General features: G+C 65.5%; 17 protein-coding genes. 9 read left to right on the top strand and 8 right to left on the bottom strand.

Annotated features, from left to right (window positions below):
• Nucleotides 1-4: 4 nt before the first annotated feature.
• On the bottom strand, nucleotides 5-1,246 hold the full coding sequence (locus ACFOOQ_RS06905; RefSeq protein WP_379723504.1) for a threonine synthase: 1,242 nt from the start codon (nucleotides 1,244-1,246) through the stop codon (nucleotides 5-7).
• A gap of 165 nt (nucleotides 1,247-1,411) precedes the next feature.
• Between ACFOOQ_RS06905 and ACFOOQ_RS06910 the strand changes: the two genes are divergently transcribed.
• Together ACFOOQ_RS06910 and ACFOOQ_RS06915 are read left to right on the top strand one after the other, a co-directional pair.
• Complete coding sequence (locus ACFOOQ_RS06910) at nucleotides 1,412-1,822, top strand: hypothetical protein (RefSeq protein WP_379723507.1); 411 nt, start codon at nucleotides 1,412-1,414, stop codon at nucleotides 1,820-1,822.
• Between the two features lie 75 nt (nucleotides 1,823-1,897).
• A complete protein-coding gene (locus ACFOOQ_RS06915) occupies nucleotides 1,898-2,275 on the top strand; it encodes a GFA family protein (protein ID WP_379723510.1) in 378 nt (125 codons plus the stop codon).
• A 39-nt stretch (nucleotides 2,276-2,314) separates the two neighbouring features.
• Here the strand turns inward: ACFOOQ_RS06915 and ACFOOQ_RS06920 are convergent, their stop codons facing one another.
• The 5 genes from ACFOOQ_RS06920 to mutS all read right to left on the bottom strand — a co-directional run bounded on the left by ACFOOQ_RS06920 (nucleotide 2,315) and on the right by mutS (nucleotide 7,720).
• The gene (locus ACFOOQ_RS06920) at nucleotides 2,315-3,619 is read right to left on the bottom strand and encodes a substrate-binding periplasmic protein (protein WP_379723513.1); all 1,305 of its coding nucleotides are present in this window, start codon (nucleotides 3,617-3,619) and stop codon (nucleotides 2,315-2,317) included.
• A gap of 163 nt (nucleotides 3,620-3,782) precedes the next feature.
• Nucleotides 3,783-4,094, bottom strand: coding sequence for a YkgJ family cysteine cluster protein (locus ACFOOQ_RS06925; protein WP_379723516.1), 312 nt, complete (start codon nucleotides 4,092-4,094; stop codon nucleotides 3,783-3,785).
• A 10-nt stretch (nucleotides 4,095-4,104) separates the two neighbouring features.
• On the bottom strand, nucleotides 4,105-4,467 hold the full coding sequence (locus tag ACFOOQ_RS06930) for a DUF6481 family protein (protein ID WP_379723519.1): 363 nt from the start codon (nucleotides 4,465-4,467) through the stop codon (nucleotides 4,105-4,107).
• 86 nt (nucleotides 4,468-4,553) lie between these two features.
• The gene (locus ACFOOQ_RS06935) at nucleotides 4,554-4,763 is read right to left on the bottom strand and encodes a cold-shock protein (RefSeq protein WP_379723522.1); all 210 of its coding nucleotides are present in this window, start codon (nucleotides 4,761-4,763) and stop codon (nucleotides 4,554-4,556) included.
• 284 nt (nucleotides 4,764-5,047) lie between these two features.
• Nucleotides 5,048-7,720, bottom strand: coding sequence for a DNA mismatch repair protein MutS (gene mutS / locus ACFOOQ_RS06940; RefSeq protein ID WP_379723525.1), 2,673 nt, complete (start codon nucleotides 7,718-7,720; stop codon nucleotides 5,048-5,050).
• Between the two features lie 127 nt (nucleotides 7,721-7,847).
• Between mutS and ACFOOQ_RS06945 the strand changes: the two genes are divergently transcribed.
• Nucleotides 7,848-10,124 carry an NADP-dependent malic enzyme gene (locus tag ACFOOQ_RS06945; protein WP_379723528.1) on the top strand — a complete coding sequence of 759 codons (2,277 nt, stop codon included), beginning with the start codon at nucleotides 7,848-7,850 and terminating at the stop codon, nucleotides 10,122-10,124.
• A 114-nt stretch (nucleotides 10,125-10,238) separates the two neighbouring features.
• Nucleotides 10,239-11,453, top strand: coding sequence for a branched-chain amino acid ABC transporter substrate-binding protein (locus ACFOOQ_RS06950; RefSeq protein ID WP_379723531.1), 1,215 nt, complete (start codon nucleotides 10,239-10,241; stop codon nucleotides 11,451-11,453).
• Between the two features lie 6 nt (nucleotides 11,454-11,459).
• Here the strand turns inward: ACFOOQ_RS06950 and ACFOOQ_RS06955 are convergent, their stop codons facing one another.
• A complete protein-coding gene (locus ACFOOQ_RS06955; RefSeq protein WP_379723534.1) occupies nucleotides 11,460-12,239 on the bottom strand; it encodes a FadR/GntR family transcriptional regulator in 780 nt (259 codons plus the stop codon).
• Nucleotides 12,240-13,038: 799 nt separating this feature from the next.
• Between ACFOOQ_RS06955 and ACFOOQ_RS06960 the strand changes: the two genes are divergently transcribed.
• The 5 genes from ACFOOQ_RS06960 (at nucleotide 13,039) to ACFOOQ_RS06980 (ending at nucleotide 18,166) form a co-directional block, all read left to right on the top strand.
• Entirely contained in the window at nucleotides 13,039-14,289 is a 1,251-nt protein-coding gene (locus ACFOOQ_RS06960; protein ID WP_379723536.1) for a branched-chain amino acid ABC transporter substrate-binding protein, read from the top strand.
• A 111-nt stretch (nucleotides 14,290-14,400) separates the two neighbouring features.
• Nucleotides 14,401-15,351 (top strand): branched-chain amino acid ABC transporter permease, encoded by a 951-nt coding sequence (locus ACFOOQ_RS06965; protein WP_379723539.1) that lies wholly within the window; start codon nucleotides 14,401-14,403, stop codon nucleotides 15,349-15,351.
• A 3-nt stretch (nucleotides 15,352-15,354) separates the two neighbouring features.
• Nucleotides 15,355-16,671, top strand: coding sequence for a branched-chain amino acid ABC transporter permease (locus tag ACFOOQ_RS06970; protein ID WP_379723542.1), 1,317 nt, complete (start codon nucleotides 15,355-15,357; stop codon nucleotides 16,669-16,671).
• Complete coding sequence (locus tag ACFOOQ_RS06975; protein ID WP_379723545.1) at nucleotides 16,668-17,456, top strand: ABC transporter ATP-binding protein; 789 nt, start codon at nucleotides 16,668-16,670, stop codon at nucleotides 17,454-17,456. Before ACFOOQ_RS06970 ends, ACFOOQ_RS06975 begins: the two co-directional genes overlap by 4 nt.
• Before the next feature lie 2 nt (nucleotides 17,457-17,458).
• Nucleotides 17,459-18,166, top strand: a complete 708-nt coding sequence (locus tag ACFOOQ_RS06980) for an ABC transporter ATP-binding protein (protein ID WP_379723548.1) — start codon at nucleotides 17,459-17,461, stop codon at nucleotides 18,164-18,166.
• Between the two features lie 12 nt (nucleotides 18,167-18,178).
• Here ACFOOQ_RS06980 and sugE read toward each other — a convergent pair whose 3' ends face one another.
• Nucleotides 18,179-18,499 (bottom strand): quaternary ammonium compound efflux SMR transporter SugE, encoded by a 321-nt coding sequence (gene sugE / locus ACFOOQ_RS06985; protein ID WP_379723551.1) that lies wholly within the window; start codon nucleotides 18,497-18,499, stop codon nucleotides 18,179-18,181.
• Nucleotides 18,500-18,586 lie beyond the last annotated feature (87 nt).

Consider the following 18,586-nt stretch of genomic DNA (forward strand, 5'->3'; position numbering starts at 1 on the left):
CTGATTACAGTTTGCTGTAGTCGATGCTGCCGTGGCGGTCGAGCGGTTTGCCGCCATCGGCCATCGGGTATTTCAGGCCCGTCGCGCAGTTGAACAGCACCACGCGGTCGCCCTTCTTGACCCGGCCGTCGCCGAGGGCCTGTTTGTAGGCCGCGTAAGTGGCGGCGCCTTCCGGGCAGAGCAGCAGGCCCTCCTCGGTGGCGACATCCTTCAGCGCCTGTTCGATGGCGGCGTCTTCGACGGCGATGGCAAAGCCGCCGCTCTCGCGCACGGCATCGAGGATCAGGAAGTCGCCGATCGCCGCCGGCACGCGGATACCGGCCGCCACGGTATGGGCATTCTCCCACAGCTTGGCATGGCGCTCGCCGGCCTCGAAGGCCCGCACGATGGGCGCGCAGCCCGAGGCCTGCACGGCGATCATCTTCGGGCGCTTCGAGCCGATGAAGCCGATGGCTTCCAGTTCGGCAAAGGCCTTCCACATGCCGATCAGGCCGGTGCCGCCGCCAGTGGGATAGAAGATCGCATCGGGCATTTCCCAGCCGAGCTGTTCGGCGAGCTCCAATCCCATGGTCTTCTTGCCCTCGATGCGATAGGGCTCCTTCAGCGTGGAGGTGTCGAACCAGCCGGCCGTGGCCTTGCCCTCGCCGACCAGCTTGCCGCAGTCGTTGATCAGGCCGTTGACCTTGTAGAGCCGGGCGCCCTGCAGCGCGATCTCGTTCATGTTCACCGCCGGCGTATCATCCGGGCAGAACACCACCGTCTCGATGCCGGCGCGGCTGGCATAGGCGGCCAGCGCGGCGCCGGCGTTGCCGTTGGTCGGCATCGCCATCTTCTCGACGCCGAGTTCCTTGGCCATGCAGACGGCGAGCGCGAGACCGCGCGCCTTGAAGCTCCCGGTCGGCAGCCGGCCCTCGTCCTTGACGATCACCTCGGCGGTGACACCGAGCCGGCGCGCCAGCCGCGGCAGCGGGATCAGCGGCGTCATCACCTCGCCGAGCGAGACGACATTCTCGGTCCTGCGCACCGGCAGCAGCTCGCGGTAACGCCACCAGTTCGGCGCGCGGCCGGCGATCAGCTCCTTGGTCAGCGCCGCCTTCACGCCGGCGAGGTCGTAGCGCACCAGGATCGGCCAGCCCTTGGGCGACAGGTTTTGCAGCGTGTCGGCCGGCAGCCGTTCGCCGGTCATGCCGCATTCGAGGTGGGTGACGAAGGTGGGGGTATCGGGGATGGCGGCGGGCGCGGACATCGGAAAATCCTTGCAATGGGGTCGGACAGGAAAAAGCCAGAGCAGGCCGGTCACAGACCTAGCATACCCGGATGCCGTAGCGGGAGGGCCGGCGAGCAGTTTGAGGTGCGCAGCAGATGCGGCATACTGCATCGGCCATGTGTCAAATCCGCCCGCTCGCTGCAAATGTCCGCTGACTGGAACCTGACCCAGGCCTGGGCGTGGATCCGCTGGCGCGATCCGGCCAAGGTCGCCGCCTATGCCAGCGAGAGCCATCTCGGCATCGCCGAGGAAATCGTGTTTCCCGATGGGGTGCCGGTGGTCGAGGACGACCATCGCGGCGCCCTGCTGCGTGCCCTGCAGGGCGGCGGTCTGGTGGCGCGCGGCATGGCTGCAGCCTCCGGCGCAGCGCCGACAGCCGTTGCCATTGCCGCCGCCGACTGGCAGACGCTGGTGCCGGTGGCGCCGTCGGAAGCGCGCCACACCACCGGGCGAAAGGTCGCCTGGCGCGGGCTGAGCTTTGCCGCCGCCGACCTGACGCGCCTGTGGCCCGGCCGCGGCGGCGCGACGCCGCAGCGGACCTCCCTGCTGGCGTGACGCCCGACCGGTTAATGGTTGCAGCCGGTCGCGGCGGATGCCAGAAACCGGCAGCAGCGAACGTGTGAGGAAGCCATGTCGGAAGCGAAAGCCACAGCGAAACATATCTACGGCGGCGGCTGCCATTGCGGCGCCGTGCGCTACAGCGTCAGCACCGGGGCCAACCCGCCGGTGATCTCGTGCAACTGCTCGATCTGTTCCAAGAAGGGCTCGCTGCTCAGCTTCGTTCCGGCCGATGACTTCAAGCTGCTGGCCGGCAAGGACGCGGTGAGCGACTACCAGTTCAACACGAAGAATATCCATCACCTGTTCTGCAAGACCTGCGGCGTGGAATCCTTCGCCACCGGCACGGCACCGAACGGCGACCGCATGGTGGCGATCAACGTGCGCTGCCTCGACGGCTTCGACCTCGAGACGCTGGAGCCGATGAAATACGACGGCAAGAGCGCGTAGGCATCAATACCACAATGTAGCCCATAGAATAAGATCAGCTCAGAACATATCGTTAATTGATTGGTTCGCCCCATCCAAGCCAGCCATATGCACCGGTCCAATTTTAGATTTTTCACGATCAACTGCATCGCGAATACGCCGCTGAACGACCCGCTCTGAAACCCCCTCCGACTCTTGGCGAATCTTATTTACAATTTCCAACAAGTCATTCGGCAATGATTCGAGAATAACCCCCGATAACATGGACGCGAGACTGCGTTCGGAATGAGCGACTTGGTCCCGATTAGGACCAAAAGTTAAGTACTTCAAGAGGAAATCTATCGAAATCACTGGGCTATGCTTTATCTCCAGCCAAACTGCCGGGTCAATATCGGACTGCATTCGCCAAGCAGCACTATCGAGCGTAAACCACCAGCTTGTATATCCGAGAGGCGATTTTCCAACGCCCAACTTGCGTTGTTCCAAAACCGTCAAGCAAGTTTCAGAATCATGCTCTGCTAGACGATTAGCCATCATACCAAAGTCATCTCTCGAACCCCTCCGCCGATCCTGCACTCGCCTCCAATATTCTCTGATCTCAGATGTTAGATCCGGAGACAAATTCTCTGGCGCATCAGGACTGCGAACTTCAATCCCAAATTGATCGTATAAAAATTCCGCAATATCTTCTGCCGGTTTGTATGTTCCGCAAAACTGCTCGATCCAACTGGAAAAGCCAGCGCGCACTTTTCCAGCCAAGGTATACTGCGCGAATACATATGGGATACGGTAGCCAGCGAGCCGCAGGCCGGGCTGTTCGCGCAGCAGCCAGCGCGCCCGCATCTCCGGCATGATCGCAGTCTCGACCCGGCCGCCACCGAGCATGCGCAGCGCCGTCTCGTAATCCACCACCGGCACGCGGACGAGCGCCGCATCGCCGTCGAAATCCGCCGTGTAATGGGCGCCGCGCAGGGTGGCGATACGCAGGCCGCGCAGATCGTCCCGGCGGGCGATCACCGGGCCGTTCTGCCGCACCACGAAGACCTTGGGTTCGGCCGGCAGGGCGGGGTCGAGATAGAGCAGATAGGCCTCGCGCTCAGGCGTGCGGTTCGGTCCCAGCATCAGGTCGCCCTCGCCGTTCTGCATCATGGCAAAGGCACGCGCATAGGGCACCTGCATGAAATCGAGCCGGACGCCGGCGCGCGCGGCGGCGGTGCGGGCGATATCGACATAGATGCCGCTGTAGCGCGGCGGCCGGGTGCTGTCATCAATGATGCGATAGGGCGGCGCGTCGTTGAGCAGGACCTGCAGCACCGGTCCGTCCGCCGCGAGCAGGCGCTGCGGCAGCAGCGCCAGGCAGAGCATCAGGACGGCGGCGATGCGAAGCGACGACAGGATGCGGCACTCCCGGTGGATTGCACGACTGTCGCATGTCTACGAACGATTTTGGCCGCTCGCCGACATGCCGGGATCATTCTATCGGCGGCTGCGCGGCTTCGGCAATGATATCGGGATCAGACGGACTGCACTAAACCGGCAGGCCGAAATGCCGGCGCGCAATCAGGCAGGCGTCGTCGCCGGGCAGGCAGGCCCGGCAGACATCGGGGCGCAGCGCATAGATGGCACAGCCGGTGGCGCGGCCGACCTGGCCGGTCAGCGCGTCGCAGCGGTTGTCGGTGCTGCGCATGCGGCCGCGCTCGTCATCGACCAGCGCCGCCGGGATACGGGCGATGGTTGCGTCGTCTTCCAGGGTGAAGCGCGGCCAGTCGGCAGCGTAGGAACAGCAGGCACCGCAGGACTGGCAGTCAAACTCTGCCGCCGGCGGTGCTGCATCGTTCACTGGCAGGCGTTCACTTGCGGGTTTTGGCCTTGCGGGCGGCGTAGCGGGCGTCGCGCGCGGCCTTGAGTTCGGCCTCGCGGGCGACGGCGGCGACGGCCTGTTCGGCGGCCAGACGCTCGGCCTCGGCGGCGCGGGCGATCTTTTCTTCGGCCTCGCGCAGCAGGGCGGCCTCGCGCTCGGCGCGGCGGGCGGCCTGGCGGGCTTCGCGGGCGGCGGCATTGGCAGCGCGCTCGGCCTGGCGGGCCTGCAGCGCAGCCTCGTCAACGACCGGTGCGGTGCGGAATTTCTCGAGCGCGGCGCGGCGCGCGGCGGCGGCGGCCTGCTGGCGGTCGCCGAAGTCGGTATCTTTGTAGGCGTGGCGTGAGGCGGACATTCCGGCTTTCTATGTGTTGTTTCAGCAAAGGCGCAAAAGAAAGGCCGGGCCCGTCGGTGTGACGGGCCCGGCCGGATCTGACTAGATCAGGCCGCCTTGATGTTGGCGACGGCGGTCTTGCCCGAGCGACGATCCTGCTCGGTATCGAACGACACCTTCTGGCCTTCGTTGAGCGCGCTCATGCCGGCCCGCTCCAGCGCCGAGACATGCACGAACACGTCCTTGCTGCCGTCGTCCGGCTGGATGAAGCCGAAGCCCTTGGTGACGTTGAAAAACTTAACGGTGCCCGTCATCATGATGATGATCCTTTCGGGTTTGGCGCACAGGCGCAGGACACAGATGTTGCGTACTGAAAGCCCGGCTTGTCGATTTTGGAAGAGAGTCCGAAAGTTCGCCGCGCGACGGAGCAACCCGGAGGATACATCCTGATGGCACAGGGCCAAGCGCGACAGACAGCCTGATTGTCCGGCCAAAGGTCGATGGCAGATATATAAGCGGTCTTGCCCGGCTTTACAAGCGACCATTCCACGACAGTGCGGGCCATACGCGGATATGAGACGAGATATGGCGGCAATCGGCGTTATTCGCCGAGCAGGGCCTTGAGCTGATACAGCAAATCGAGCGCCTGTTTCGGTGACAGGGCGTCGATATCGGCCGTCTTGAGCGCCGCTTCGATGGCCGAAGGCTTTATTGCTGCGGTTGCGGGCGGCGACGCCAGCGAAAACAGCGGCAGATCATCGACGAGTTTCGCCGCACCGCCCTGGTCGGTCTCTTCCAGCTTGTGCAGCACGTCCGAGGCCCGCGCCAGCACGGCGGCCGGCAGGCCGGCGAGTTTCGCCACCTGGATGCCGTAGGAGCGGTCGGCGGCGCCGGCGCCGACCTCGTGCAGGAACACCAGCTCGCCGTTCCACTCTTTCACCTTGAGGGTATGGTTGCTGAGCTGTTTGAGCCGGTCGGCAAGGACGGTCAGCTCGTGATAATGGGTGGCGAACAGGCCGCGGCAGCGGCTTTTCTCGTGCAGGTATTCCACCACCGCCCAGGCGATCGACAGGCCATCGAAGGTCGCGGTGCCGCGGCCGATCTCGTCGAGGATGACCAGCGCCTTCTCGCCGGCCTGATGCAGGATCGCCGCCGTCTCGACCATCTCGACCATGAAGGTGCTGCGGCCGCGCGCCAGATCGTCGGCGGCGCCGACCCGGCTGAACAGCCGGTCGACCACGCCGATATGGGCAAACGCCGCCGGCACGTAGGATCCCGTCTGCGCCAGCAGCGCGATCAGCGCGTTCTGGCGCAGGAAAGTGCTTTTGCCGGCCATATTGGGGCCGGTCAATAACCATAATTTCTGGCCGTCGCCGAGATTGCAGTCGTTGGCGACGAATTGCCCGCCCTGGCCGGCGCGGGCCAGCACCGCCTCGACCACCGGATGGCGGCCGCCGCGGATCTCGAAGGCCAGGCTGTCGTCGACCACCGGCCGCACCCAGCCGCGCTGCATGGCGAGCTCGGCCAGCGCCGCCGCGACATCGAGCTCGGCCAGCGCGCGCGCCGCCCGGGTCAGGGCGGCGGCATCCTGCAGCACCCGGGCGCAGAGGCCGGTGAAGATCTCGAGTTCCAGCGCCAGCGCGCGTTCGGCCGCCTGGGCGATCTTGCTTTCCAGTTCCGACAGCTCGGGCGTCGCATAGCGCATGGCATTGGCCATGGTCTGGCGATGGATATACTGCACGCCCATGCGGTCGGCGTGGCGCGGCGTGACCTCGATGTAATAGCCGAGCACGTTGTTGTGGCGGATTTTCAGGCCCGGCACGCCGGTCTCGGCGGCGTATCTGTCCTGCAGCGCCGCAATGTGACGGCGGCTTTCGTCGCGCAGCGCGCGGAATTCGTCGAGTCCGGTATGATGGCCGGCCTTGACGAAGCCGCCGTCGCGGGCCAGCAAAGGCAGCTCGTCGCCCAGCACGGCATCGAGCGCCGCCACCAGCGCGGCATGGTCGCCGAGCCCGTCGCGCATGGCCGCCAGTGCCGGCGGCAGGGTGGCTTCCGCGCCCAGCCGTGCCTGCAGGGCACCGGCCTGGATCAGGCCATCGCGCAAGCTGCCGAGATCGCGCGGACCGCCGCGATTCAGGCTGAGCCGCGACAGCGCACGGGCGAGATCGGGCACCCGCTGCAGCGCACTATGGATATCGTCGCGCAGCCGCACGCCGTCGAGCAGATAGGCGATCGCGTCATGGCGCGCGGCAATCGCCGCCATGTCGGTGAGCGGCGCCTGCAGGCGCTGGGCCAGCAGCCGGGCGCCGGCGCCGGTGAGCGTGAGGTCGATGGTGGCGAGCAGCGCGCCGTCGCGGGCGCCGGTCATGGTCTCGACCAGTTCGAGGTTGCGCCGGGTCGCCGGGTCGATCGCCATGGCGGCGGCCGGCGGCTGTTTCACCGGCGGATCGAGACGCGGCATGCGGCCGCGCTGTGTCGTCTCGACATAATCGAGCAGGGCGCCGGCCGCCGCGAGCTCGGCGCGGCTGAACTGGCCATAGGCATCCAGCGCCGCGACGCCGAGCGTCTGTTTCAGCCGGCGTTCGCCGGACACACTGTCGAACCGCGCCGACGGCAGCGGCGACAGGGCGGTATCCGCCTGCTCCAGCAGGACGCGCAATTCGGCCCGCGCCAGCAGGCTTTCGGGCAGCACCAGTTCGCGCGGGCCGATGCGGGCCAGATCGGCACCCAGCCCAGCCCCCTCCGGGCCGGCCAGCCCGGTTTCCGCCAGGCCGAATTCGCCGGTCGACATGTCGAGCCAGGCCAGCGCCATGCCGCCGTCGCTGCCGCCAACCTGCGACAGCGCCGCCAGATAATTGTTGCGTCGCGCGTCGAGCAGGCTGTCTTCGGTGATGGTGCCCGGCGTGACCACGCGGACCACATCGCGCTGCACAACGGATTTCGCACCGCGCTTCTTGGCCTCGGCCGGATCTTCGATCTGTTCGCAGACCGCCACCTTGAAACCCTGGCGGATCAGGCGCGACAGATAGGCCTCGGCCGCATGCACAGGCACGCCGCACATCGGGATAGGCTGGCCGTCATGCTCGCCGCGCTTGGTGAGCGCGATGTCCAATGCCCGTGCCGCGGTGCCCGCGTCGTCGAAAAACAGCTCGTAGAAATCCCCCATGCGGTAGAACAGCAGGCAATCGGGATTTGCCGCCTTGATGGTCAGATACTGCGCCATCAGGGGAGAGGTGCCGGGGGGCAGCGGAGGTGTCTGTTCTTGTTTGTTCATGGTCGAAAATAATATGCCAGTCGCAGACATAGCACAGCGCACGGCTCTTTTAACCCCTCGCGGCTTGGCCTTATGATGATGCCGGGAGCCAACGTCCCGAGTTTGGCCATAACCTCGCAGAGATATAATGAGCGACGCGAAAAATCCGTCCCTGTACGACGACGCCCTCGAATTCCACAAGATGGGTCAGCCGGGCAAGCTGGAGATCGTCCCGACCAAGCCGATGGCGACGACCCGCGACCTCAGCCTGGCCTATAGCCCCGGCGTCGCCGCCCCCTGCCTGGAAATCCAGAAGGACCCCGACACCGCCTACGATTACACCGCGCGCGGCAACATGGTCGCCGTGATCTCGAACGGCACCGCGGTGCTGGGTCTCGGCAACCTCGGCGCGCTCGCGGGTAAACCCGTCATGGAAGGCAAGGCGGTGTTGTTCAAGCGCTTCGCCGATGTCGACTGCATCGACCTCGAGGTCGATACCGAGAATGTCGACGAATTCGTCGGCGCCGTGCGTTACCTCGGCCCCAGCTTCGGCGGCATCAACCTCGAGGACATCAAGGCGCCGGAATGTTTCGTCATCGAGCAGCGCCTGCGCGAGCTGATGGACATCCCGATCTTCCATGATGACCAGCATGGCACCGCCATCATCGCGGCCGCCGGCATGATCAATGCCGCGCATCTGACCGGCCGCGACATCAAGGACATCAAGATGGTCGTCAACGGCGCCGGTGCGGCGGGCATCGCCTGCACCGAGCTGATGAAGGCCATGGGGATGAAGCATGAGAATGTCATCCTCTGCGACACCAAGGGCGTGGTCTACCAGGGCCGCACCGAGGGCATGAACCAGTGGAAGTCGGCCCATGCCGTGAAGACCGAGGCGCGCAGCCTGGAAGACGCCATGAAGGGCGCCGACGTATTCTTCGGTCTGTCGGTCAAGGGCGCGGTGACGCCGGAGATGCTGCGCTCGATGGCGGCCAATCCGATCGTCTTCGCCATGGCCAACCCGGACCCGGAAATCACCCCGGAAGATGCACTGGCCACCCGCGGCGACGTCATCATGGCGACCGGGCGTTCGGACTATCCGAACCAGGTCAACAACGTGCTCGGCTTCCCCTACATCTTCCGCGGCGCGCTCGACGTGCGGGCGCGCACCATCAACGACGAGATGAAGATCGCCGCCGCCGAGGCCATCGCGCTGCTGGCGCGTGAGGACGTGCCCGACGAGGTCGCCGCCGCCTACAAGGGCGAGCGGCCGAAGTATGGCCCCGGCTACATCATCCCCTCGCCGTTCGATCCGCGACTGATCGTCGAGATCCCGCTGGCGGTCGCCAAGGCCGCTGTCGCGTCGGGCGTCGCCCGCAAGCCGATCACCGACTGGAACGCCTATGCCCATGAGCTGCGCGCGCGGCTGAACCCGACCGCCGGAAGCTTGCAGATCTTCTTCGACCAGGTGGTGCAGAACCCGAAGCGCGTCGTCTTCGCCGAGGGCGAGGAAGAGACCGTGATCCGCGCCGCGCTGGAGTTCCGCGCCGCCGGCTACGGCACCCCGGTGCTGATCGGCCGCAGCGAGCGGATCGAGCAGACCATGAAGGCGATCGGCCTGAAGAACCTCGACGGCTGCGAAATCCACAATGCGCGGCTCAGCGAGCATAATGGCGAATACACCGACTTCCTGTATCGCCGGCACCAGCGCCGCGGCATGCTGCACCGCGACGCCCAGCGGCTGGTCAATCTCGACCGCAATGTGTTCGGCGCCTGCATGGTCGCCAACGGCCATGCCGATGCGCTGATCACCGGCGTGACCCGGACCTATTCCGTCTCCTACGACGGCGTGCGCCTCGCGCTCGACCCGGCGCGCGGCCAGCGCGTCATGGGCCTGTCGATCATCGTCACCAAGGGCCGCACCGTGTTCATGGCCGATACCACGGTAACCGAGCAGCCCTCGGCCGAGGATCTCTGCCAGATCGCCGTACAGGCGGCCTCGGCCGCCCGCCAGATGGGCCACGAGCCGCGCGTCGCCCTGCTGTCGCATTCCAATTTCGGCAATGCGCCGGGTGGCGTGGTGGAAGTCGTGCGCCAGGCGGTGATGGAACTCGATGCGCTCGAGTCCGGCGGCCATCCGGTCGATTTCGAGTATGACGGCGAACTGAACGCGCGCGCCGCGCTCAGCCCCGACCTGATGAAGCTGTATCCCTTCTGCCGCCTGTCGGGTCCGGCCAACGTGCTGATCATGCCCGGCCTGCATTCGGCGCTGCTGTCGTCGCAGCTGCTGCAGGACCTCGGCGGCGGCACGGTGATCGGCCCGCTGCTGGTCGGCATGGAAAAGCCCGTGCAGATCGTGCAGATGGGCGCGAGCATGAGTGAGATCGTCAACATCGCGGCGCTGGCGGCCTATAACGCGCGGTAGGTAAACGGTTGCGGATATAACTGTTCGCGTATCAGCGTTTATTTCCGACCGCCGCGGCTTGTGCCGCGGCGGTTTTTTCTTAGGCTCCGCGCAGGTTTTCACCCCGGAGCCGTCATGCGCTTTCTCGCCTTTCTTGCTGTGGTTTTCTGTGCCGCCATGGCCAGTCTTTCCGCCCGCGCCGAAACAATCGGCATCGCGTTCATCGATCCGCTGTCCGGCCCGGCCGCGGCGGTGACGCAGAACGGCCTCAATCATTTCCGCTTCATGGCCGAGCGGCTGTCGGATGCGAAGCTGAAATTCGAGGTCACCGGCTACGACAACAAGCTGTCGCCGCAGGAGACCATCGTGCAGGCGCAGAAGGCGATCGATGCCGGCATCCGCTTTATCGCGCAGGGCAATGGCTCGGCCGCCGCCGCCGCACTGGCCGATTTCGTCGTCAAGCACAACGAGCGCAACCCGGACGCCCGCGTGCTGTATCTGAACTACGCCGCCATCGATCCGGCACTGACCAACGAGAAATGCTCGCCCTGGCATTTCCGCTTCGATGCCCATGCCGGCATGAAGATGCTGGCACTGGCGAAATTCATCAAAACCCAGCCGCAGATCCGCAAGGTCTATCTGATCAACCAGGATTATTCCTTCGGCCGCGCCGTGCGCGATGCCGCTCTCGCGATGCTGAAGACCGAACGGCCCGATATCGAGATCGTCGGCGACGAGCTGCACCCGCTGGCCAAGATCAATGACTTCTCGCCCTATGTCGCCAAGATCGCGGCGTCCGGCGCCGACAGCGTGATCACCGGCAACTGGGGCAGCGACCTGGCCCTGCTGCTGAAGGCGGCCGGCGACGCACATCTGAAAGCCGGCTGGTATACCTATTACGCCAGCGGCATCGGCAGCCCGACCGCGGTGAAGCAGAGCGGGCTTGAGCATCGCGTCTATGCCGTCATCGAGGGCCATGCCAATCTGCCGATGACCGACCGCATCGAGGACGACTATCGCGCACGCTTCGGCGGCGGTTTCGTGGTGCCGCGCATCCGCTTGGCCATGGAGATGCTGAAGGCCGCCATCGTCAGGGCCGGCAGCACCGATGCCGACCGCGTTGCCGCGGCCATGGCAGGCGCGCAGCAGAAGACGATGTACGGCGGCATCGCCACCCTGCGGCCGGCCGACCACCAGGTCCTGCAGGATCTTTACGTGGCCTCGTTCGGGCCGCGCAACGCGAGCATGCATTTCGACGAGGAAAACACCGGCTGGGGCTGGAAGACGGCCGGGATGGTGAAAGCCGCCGATACGGCGCTGCCGACCACCTGCGTGATGCCGCAGCCGTAGGCCGTCTCAGCCGGCGTCGGCGCCCATGCCGGTGACGCTGTCGCCGGTCATGCTATCAATGGGCTGGTCGAGATCCATGCCGGCCTTCTCGAAGCCCTTGCGCCAGTCGATCAGGTGGCGCTGGGTCCACAGCCGCGCCATGTCCTTGTCACGGCGACGCACCGCCTCGACCAGCATGCGGTGCGCCTCGATCAGCCGCTGCGCGCCCTGCGCGCTGCCGCCGACCGCCACCTGGGTGGTCGGATAGATCAGCATGTTGGACGGCTCGCGCGCCAGTTCCAGCACGCGGTTGCGGCCGCTGCGCTCCAGCAGGATGTGGAACTCGCTGTCATAGGCCGCCACCGCGGCCGGATCGTCCATCACCAGTTCGGTGGCGGTGATATTGGCCTCCAGCGCGGCAAGGTCGTCGTCGGTGGCGCGCAGCACGGCCAGTTCGATCGAGGCGAGACTGAGCGCCATGGTCGCCTCGAGCAGCTCGCGGAAGGTGACCTGATGCAGCACCAGGGCACGGCTGGCGCGACTGGCCAGGCGGTCGTAATGCGGCAGGCCGACCGAGAGGCGGCGGCTGGAATCGCGATGCACCAGTCCGCCGTGTTCCAGCAGGCGGATGCCTTCCCGCACGGTGGAACGGTTGACGCCGAACTGCTTGACCAGCTCGGCCTCGGTGCCGATCGGGTCGCCGGGCCGCAAGCGGCCGGCAAAAATCTCCCGCTCGATGGCTTCGGCGACCATCTGATAGGCCGGAACCGGTGTGATCCGGGCAAATTTTTCGGCCACTTCAGACATTTATTTTCCTGTCGGTTCCCCGCTGCGTGGCCAGCACCCGGCCAGCCAGACGATTCGACCTGTAACATGATCGGCCCGATATCACCGCGCCGTCCAGCCTTCCGGGCTGTCAGCGCGACTTTTGCGGGACCGACCATCAAGCGGCATATGCGGCGTTGACTTACGTCCGATTGTCCGACAATCATAGTCGCCAAGTAAAACATAAAATCATTGCCAGGGAGGCAATACGGGATGCAGCCAGCCAGCTCTGCGTCGGCGACGACCGCCGGCCCGGACCGGATCGCCCTATCAGGAACCGCATGGTATGCGCGGCTCCGGTTGGCACCGGGCGCTGCGGATTTCCGCCGGCCGCGTGTGCCGGGCCCCGCCCTCTGCTTCTGCCGCACCGCACCATGGCAGTGTATCGCTGCCGTCGATCCTGCTCCGGCGCGTCCGGTGACCGGGGTCCGGCACCGCCGCCGCAGCGCAGCAGCATCCGCGCATCATGCCGCCCTGCCGCAGCGGCATCCACATCATGACGATCATGTCTCTGCACGCATGCACACCGGTTCACGGTGCGGCACGCGCGTCATGATCGCATCGTCATCACACTGCATATCGCATGGCCACGCCGAAGTGTTGAGCAGCCTGCGGCGCGACGCGACACACACTCTTTGTGTCGTCCGTAACGCGCGGCGGATTGGCTTGACAGGGTTGGGAGGCTTCGGCACGCTTTTGCACAAATAACGGAATTCGCCGCAGATGCGGTGGATCGGCGGACCGGAAGCCGCCGCAACATAAATGGGATGGAGGAACTCGAATGCCGACTCGTTTCGGGAAGGGCATGGCGCTAGCCGGGCTTGCGCTCGGCCTTGCAGCCACACCGGCGATAGCCGCAGATACGATCAAGATCGCCTTTATCGATCCGCTTTCGGGCATGATGGCTCCGATCGGCGAGCAGGGCCTCGCCGATTACCGCTACATGGCCGAGCGCATCAATGCTGCCGGCGGCGTGGCCGGCAAGAAGCTTGAAATCGTGCCGATGGACAACAAGCTGTCACCGCAGGAATCGGTGGTGCAGGCGCAGAAGGCGATCGACCAGGGCATCCGCATCATCACCCAGGGCAACAGCTCGGGCATCGCGGCCGGCCTGATCGACTTCGTCAACAAGAACAACGAACGCAATCCGGGCAAGGAGCTGCTCTATATCAACTACGCGGCGGTCGATCCGCCGCTGACCAACGAAAAGTGCAGCTACTGGCATTTCCGCTGGGACGCCAACACCGACATCAAGCTGCAGGCGCTCACCAGCTACATGAAGACCAACAAGGACATCAAGAAGGTCTACCTGATCAATCAGGACTATTCCTTCGGCCAGGGTGTCCGCAAGGTCGCCACCGAAATGATCAAGGCCAAGCGCCCTGACATCCAGATCGTCGGCGACGAGCTGCATCCGGTCGCCAAGATCACCGACTTCTCGCCCTATATCGCCAAGATCAAGGCATCGGGCGCGGACAGCGTGGTCACCGGCAACTGGGGCTCCGACATCTCGCTGCTGCTGAAAGCGGCGGGCGATGCCGGCCTGCAGGCGAACTTCTACACCTTCTATGCCGGCGGCGCCGGCGGCCCGACTGCGATCAAGCAGGCCGGCCTGAACGGCAAGGTGTTTGCCATCATCGAAGGCCTGGCCAATGCCGGCGGCGGCGATGCGCAGGCCTTCGAGGCGGCCTTCCGCAAGAGCCATGACGGTCTCGGCTGGACCTATCCGCGCGTGCGCAACGCCATGGATATGGTGGCGGAAGCGATCAACAAGGCGAAGTCCGACGATCCGCTGAAGCTGGCGCCGATTCTGGCCGGCATGAAGCACAAGACCATGTATGGCGGCGAGTCCTACATGCGCGAGACCGACCACCAGTTCTTCCAGGACATGTACATCGCCAACCTGATCCCCGTGGGCGGCGACGTGAAGTTCGACGAAGAGAAGACCGGCTGGGGCTGGCATGTCGCGGCGAAGGTGCCGGCGTCGGCCACCGTCGTCCCCACCACCTGCAAGATGCAGAAGCCGAGCTGATCGGCCTGTTGCAACCGGACCTGCGGCCCTGGATATTCCGGGGCCGCAGCGTCTCCGGACCGGGATTCGCTGCCGCCGGCGGAATCTCAATTTCTCTGACGGGGTAGTCGCGTGCTCGAGATCATCATCTTCTCCACCCTGAATGGCGTGCTGTACGGCATGCTGCTGTTCCTGCTGGCGAGCGGCCTGACCGTCATCTTCTCGATGATGGGCGTGCTCAACTTCGCCCATGCCAGCTTCTACATGCTCGGCGCCTATTTCGGCTTCCAGATCAGCCAGTATTTCGGCTTCTGGACCGGCCTGGTCCTGGCGCCGGTGCTGGTCGGCCTGATCGGCGCCCTGGTCGAGCGCTTCGGCCTGCGCACCGTGCACAAATGGGGCCATGTGCCCGAACTGCTGTTCACCTTCGGCCTGGCCTTCGTGATCGAAGAGCTGGTCAAGATGGTCTGGGGCAAGCTGCCGGTCGATTACCAGGTGCCGAAGGCGCTGGATTTCTCGGCCTTCGAACTGTTCGGCACCACCTATCCCGCTTTCCGCATGTTCATGCTGCTGATCTCGCTGGCGATCTTCATCGCCCTGCTGGTGATCATGACGCGCTCGCGCATCGGCCTGATCATCCAGGCGGCGCTGACCCATCCGCATATGGTGGCCATGCTGGGCCACAATGTCCCCAAGGTCTTCATGATGGTGTTCGGCTTCGGCTGCGGCCTGGCCGCCATCGCCGGCGTGATCGCCGGCCCGGCGCTGGTCACCGATCCCGCCATGGCCGCCACCTTGGGGCCGATCCTGTTCGTCGTCGTGGTGTTCGGCGGGCTCGGCTCGCTGCCCGGCGCCTTCATCTCGGCGATGCTGATCGGCCTGATCCAGACCTTCGCCATCGCCATCAACTATTCGATGGGCGATGTCTTCGCCCTGATCGGTGTCGGGCCGCAGACCACCGGCGTGCTCGGCGACCTGTGGCATGTCACCGTGGCGCAGGTCGGCCCGATCCTGCCCTACCTGATGCTGGTACTGATGCTGATCTTCCGGCCCACCGGCCTGCTCGGCACGCGGGAGACCTGAGCCATGCGCGCGACCACCACCATGACCAGCCCCGCCCTCTTCTCGCTCGACACCGTCCGCCGTTACGGCATCTGGATCATCCTCGCGCTCGCCTTCCTGGTCATGCCGAAGATTTTCACCTCGGGTGGCTCGATCACCACCATGTGCCTGATGGGCATCATGATCATCTTCTCGCTCAGCTATAACATGCTGCTGGGCCAGACCGGCCTGCTCAGCTTCGGCCATGCGGTCTACTACGGCCTCGGCGGCTTCCTCGCCGCCCATGCCATGGTGACAGTGGCAGCCGACAAGCTGCCGGTGCCGTTGCCGCTGATCCCGCTGGCCGGCGGCTTCATGGGGCTGCTCTTCGGCATCATTCTCGGCGCCGTCTCGACCCGGCGCGCCGGCACGGTGTTTGCCATGATCACGCTCGGCCTGGCCGAACTGATCTCGTCGATGTCGCTGATCCTGCGCGGCTTCTTCGGCGGCGAGGAAGGCATCTCGGCCAACCGCACCCGCATGCTGGCCTTCTTCGGCCACAAATTCGGCCCGCAGATCGAGGTCTACTACCTGATCGCCGCCTGGTGCTTCATCTGCGTGGTGCTGATGTTCGCGTTTACCCGCACGCCGCTGGGGCGCATCTGCAATGCCGTGCGCGACAACCCGGAGCGCGCCGAATTCATCGGCTATTCCGCGCAGATGATCCGCTTTCTCTCCTTCTCGGTGGCCGGCCTGTTCGCCGGCATCGCCGGCGGCCTGACCGCGATCAACTTCGAACTGATGAATGCCATCAACCTGTCCGGCGCGCAGTCGGGCGTGGTGCTGCTGATGGCCTATATCGGCGGCATCGGCCATTTCTTCGGCCCGATCCTCGGTGCCATCGTCGTCACCCTGCTGCAGAGCATGCTGTCCGACTATACCGGCGCCTGGCAGCTCTATTTCGGTCTGCTGTTCATCGCCATGGTGATGTTCGCGCCAGGCGGCATCGCCGGGCTGATCATGCTGCACGAGCCGCTGGTCTACCGCCGCACCCTGCATCGCGTGCTGCCGCATTACCTGGTGATGGCGGTGCCGGCCCTGCTCGGGCTGGCCGGCCTGGTGGCACTGATCGAGACGGCGCATCACCAGATGGTCAAGGCGGTCACCGACGGACCGGCCATGACGCTGTTCGGCATCGCCTATAACTCCAACAATCCGCTGGCCTGGATCGTCGCCATCGCCCTGATCGGCGGCGGCTTCTGGCTTGGCCGGCTCTACGCGCCGCGGTTCCGCGACGCCTTCAACGAGGCGGCTCAGGGTGGCCCGCAGGCTGCTACTTCGAAACAGGGAGGTGCGGCATGACCGCGGCCGCCGCCATGACCTCGCTGGCACTGGACGACGTGCGCAAGAATTTCGGCAATACACCGATCATCCGCGGCGTCACCCTCGACGTGCGCCGCGGCGAACGCCACGCCATCATCGGCCCGAACGGCGCCGGCAAGTCGACGCTGTTCCACCTGATCTCCGGCCGTTTCCCGGTCTCGTCGGGCCGCATCGCGCTGAACGGCGAGGACATCACCGGGCTGAAACCCTACCAGATCAACCGCCGGGGCTTGAGCCGCAGCTTCCAGGTCACCAACATCTTCCCGCGCATGACGGTGTTCGAGAACCTGCGCTGCGCGGTGATGTGGCATCTCGGCTACCGCTATTCCTTCTGGCACAACGTGCGCAAGCTGAAGGACGCCAACGAGCGCGCCGATGCCATCCTGCGCGAGATCGGCCTGGCCGAACGGCGCCTGATGCCGGCCGGCCTGCTGACCTACGCTGAACAGCGCGCCCTGGAAATCGGCATCACCATCGCCGGCGGCGCTGAAGTGGTGATGCTCGACGAGCCGACCGCCGGCATGAGCCGGTCGGAGACCGCGCATTTCGTCGACCTGATCCGCAAGGTCACCGAGGGGCGCACCCTGATCATGGTGGAGCACGACATGGGCGTGGTGTTCGATCTTGCCGACCGCATCAGCGTGCTGGTCTACGGCGAGGTGATCGCCACCGACCGGCCGGCGGCGATCCGCACCAACAAGGCGGTGCAGGAGGCCTATCTCGGCCAGGCCATGGAAGACGAACACGCCGAAGCGGGGCACTGACGATGAGTGAAGCCATGCTGCAGGTCCGCGACCTGCATGCCTATTACGGCAAGAGCCATATCCTGCACGGCGTCAGCTTCGACGTCGGCGCCGGCGAGATCGTCTCGCTGCTGGGCCGCAACGGCGTCGGCCGCTCGACCACCATCAAGGCGATCATGGGCGACGTGCCGCCGCAGGGCTCGATCCTGTTCAAGGGCGAGCAGATCGCCGGCCGCAAACCGCACGAGATCGCCCGGCTCGGCCTCGGCTATGTGCCGGAGAACCGCGACATCTTCCCCGGCCTGACGGTACGCGAGAACCTGTTCCTCGGCCAGAAATCGACCAAGCCGGGCGGCCGCTGGTCGATGCAGGACATGTTCGACATCTTTCCGCGCCTGCAGGAACGCGCCGAGACGCCAGCCGGCGTGCTGTCGGGCGGCGAGCAGCAGATGCTGACCATGTGCCGCACCCTGATGGGCGACCCCGACCTGATCATGGTCGATGAGCCGACCGAGGGCCTGTCGCCGATGATGGTGGAGCATGTCGGCGCCCTGCTGACCCGCATCGCCGAGCGCGGCATCGCCATCCTGCTGGTCGAGCAGAAGCTGACCATCGCGCTGAAGATCTGCAAGCGGCTGTATGTCATGGGCCATGGCCACATGGTCTTCGAGGGCACGTCCAGGCAGCTGATGGACGACGCCGCCATCCGCAAGGAATGGCTGGAAGTCTGAGCCGGCTGGCGATCAGGCCGGCGTCGCCAGTTTCAGCCCGACGATGCCGGCCACGATCAAGGCAATACAGGCGAGCCGGAGCGGCGCCGCACTCTCGCCGAGCAGCAGGATGCCGAGCACCGCCGTGCCGATGGTGCCGATGCCGGTCCAGACCGCGTAGGCCGTGCCGAGCGGCAGCGTCTTCAGCGCCACGCCGAGCAGCCACAGGCTGACAACCATCGAAGCCACCGTGCCGAGCGTCGGCCACAGCCGGGTAAACCCCGCCGTGTATTTCAGCCCGACCGCCCAGCCCACTTCGGCGAGGCCGGCCAGCGCCAGGATCAACCATGCCATGCTGTCCCTCCGCAGGAACGCTGCAGGGCCGTCCCTGCGATGACGAAAGGTCCGGGTCGTCCCGGACCGCGCCATATGGCTCAGGCG

Source organism: Ferrovibrio xuzhouensis (assembly GCF_042648965.1).
Lineage (GTDB): Bacteria > Pseudomonadota > Alphaproteobacteria > Ferrovibrionales > Ferrovibrionaceae > Ferrovibrio > Ferrovibrio xuzhouensis.

Excerpts from the sequence above, each read along its gene's own strand:
- ACFOOQ_RS06915 (WP_379723510.1), top strand. The coding sequence starts at position 1,898 with ATGTCGGAAGCGAAAGCCACAGCGAAACATATCTACGGCGGCGGCTGC.
- ACFOOQ_RS06960 (WP_379723536.1), top strand. The coding sequence starts at position 13,039 with ATGCCGACTCGTTTCGGGAAGGGCATGGCGCTAGCCGGGCTTGCGCTC.
- ACFOOQ_RS06935 (WP_379723522.1), bottom strand. The coding sequence starts at position 4,763 with ATGATGACGGGCACCGTTAAGTTTTTCAACGTCACCAAGGGCTTCGGC.
- ACFOOQ_RS06955 (WP_379723534.1), bottom strand. The coding sequence starts at position 12,239 with ATGTCTGAAGTGGCCGAAAAATTTGCCCGGATCACACCGGTTCCGGCC.
- ACFOOQ_RS06905 (WP_379723504.1), bottom strand. The coding sequence starts at position 1,246 with ATGTCCGCGCCCGCCGCCATCCCCGATACCCCCACCTTCGTCACCCAC.
- ACFOOQ_RS06980 (WP_379723548.1), top strand. The coding sequence starts at position 17,459 with ATGAGTGAAGCCATGCTGCAGGTCCGCGACCTGCATGCCTATTACGGC.
- ACFOOQ_RS06945 (WP_379723528.1), top strand. The coding sequence starts at position 7,848 with ATGAGCGACGCGAAAAATCCGTCCCTGTACGACGACGCCCTCGAATTC.
- ACFOOQ_RS06950 (WP_379723531.1), top strand. The coding sequence starts at position 10,239 with ATGCGCTTTCTCGCCTTTCTTGCTGTGGTTTTCTGTGCCGCCATGGCC.
- sugE (WP_379723551.1), bottom strand. The coding sequence starts at position 18,499 with ATGGCATGGTTGATCCTGGCGCTGGCCGGCCTCGCCGAAGTGGGCTGG.
- mutS (WP_379723525.1), bottom strand. The coding sequence starts at position 7,720 with ATGAACAAACAAGAACAGACACCTCCGCTGCCCCCCGGCACCTCTCCC.
- ACFOOQ_RS06975 (WP_379723545.1), top strand. The coding sequence starts at position 16,668 with ATGACCGCGGCCGCCGCCATGACCTCGCTGGCACTGGACGACGTGCGC.
- ACFOOQ_RS06930 (WP_379723519.1), bottom strand. The coding sequence starts at position 4,467 with ATGTCCGCCTCACGCCACGCCTACAAAGATACCGACTTCGGCGACCGC.
- ACFOOQ_RS06920 (WP_379723513.1), bottom strand. The coding sequence starts at position 3,619 with ATGCTCTGCCTGGCGCTGCTGCCGCAGCGCCTGCTCGCGGCGGACGGA.
- ACFOOQ_RS06970 (WP_379723542.1), top strand. The coding sequence starts at position 15,355 with ATGCGCGCGACCACCACCATGACCAGCCCCGCCCTCTTCTCGCTCGAC.
- ACFOOQ_RS06910 (WP_379723507.1), top strand. The coding sequence starts at position 1,412 with ATGTCCGCTGACTGGAACCTGACCCAGGCCTGGGCGTGGATCCGCTGG.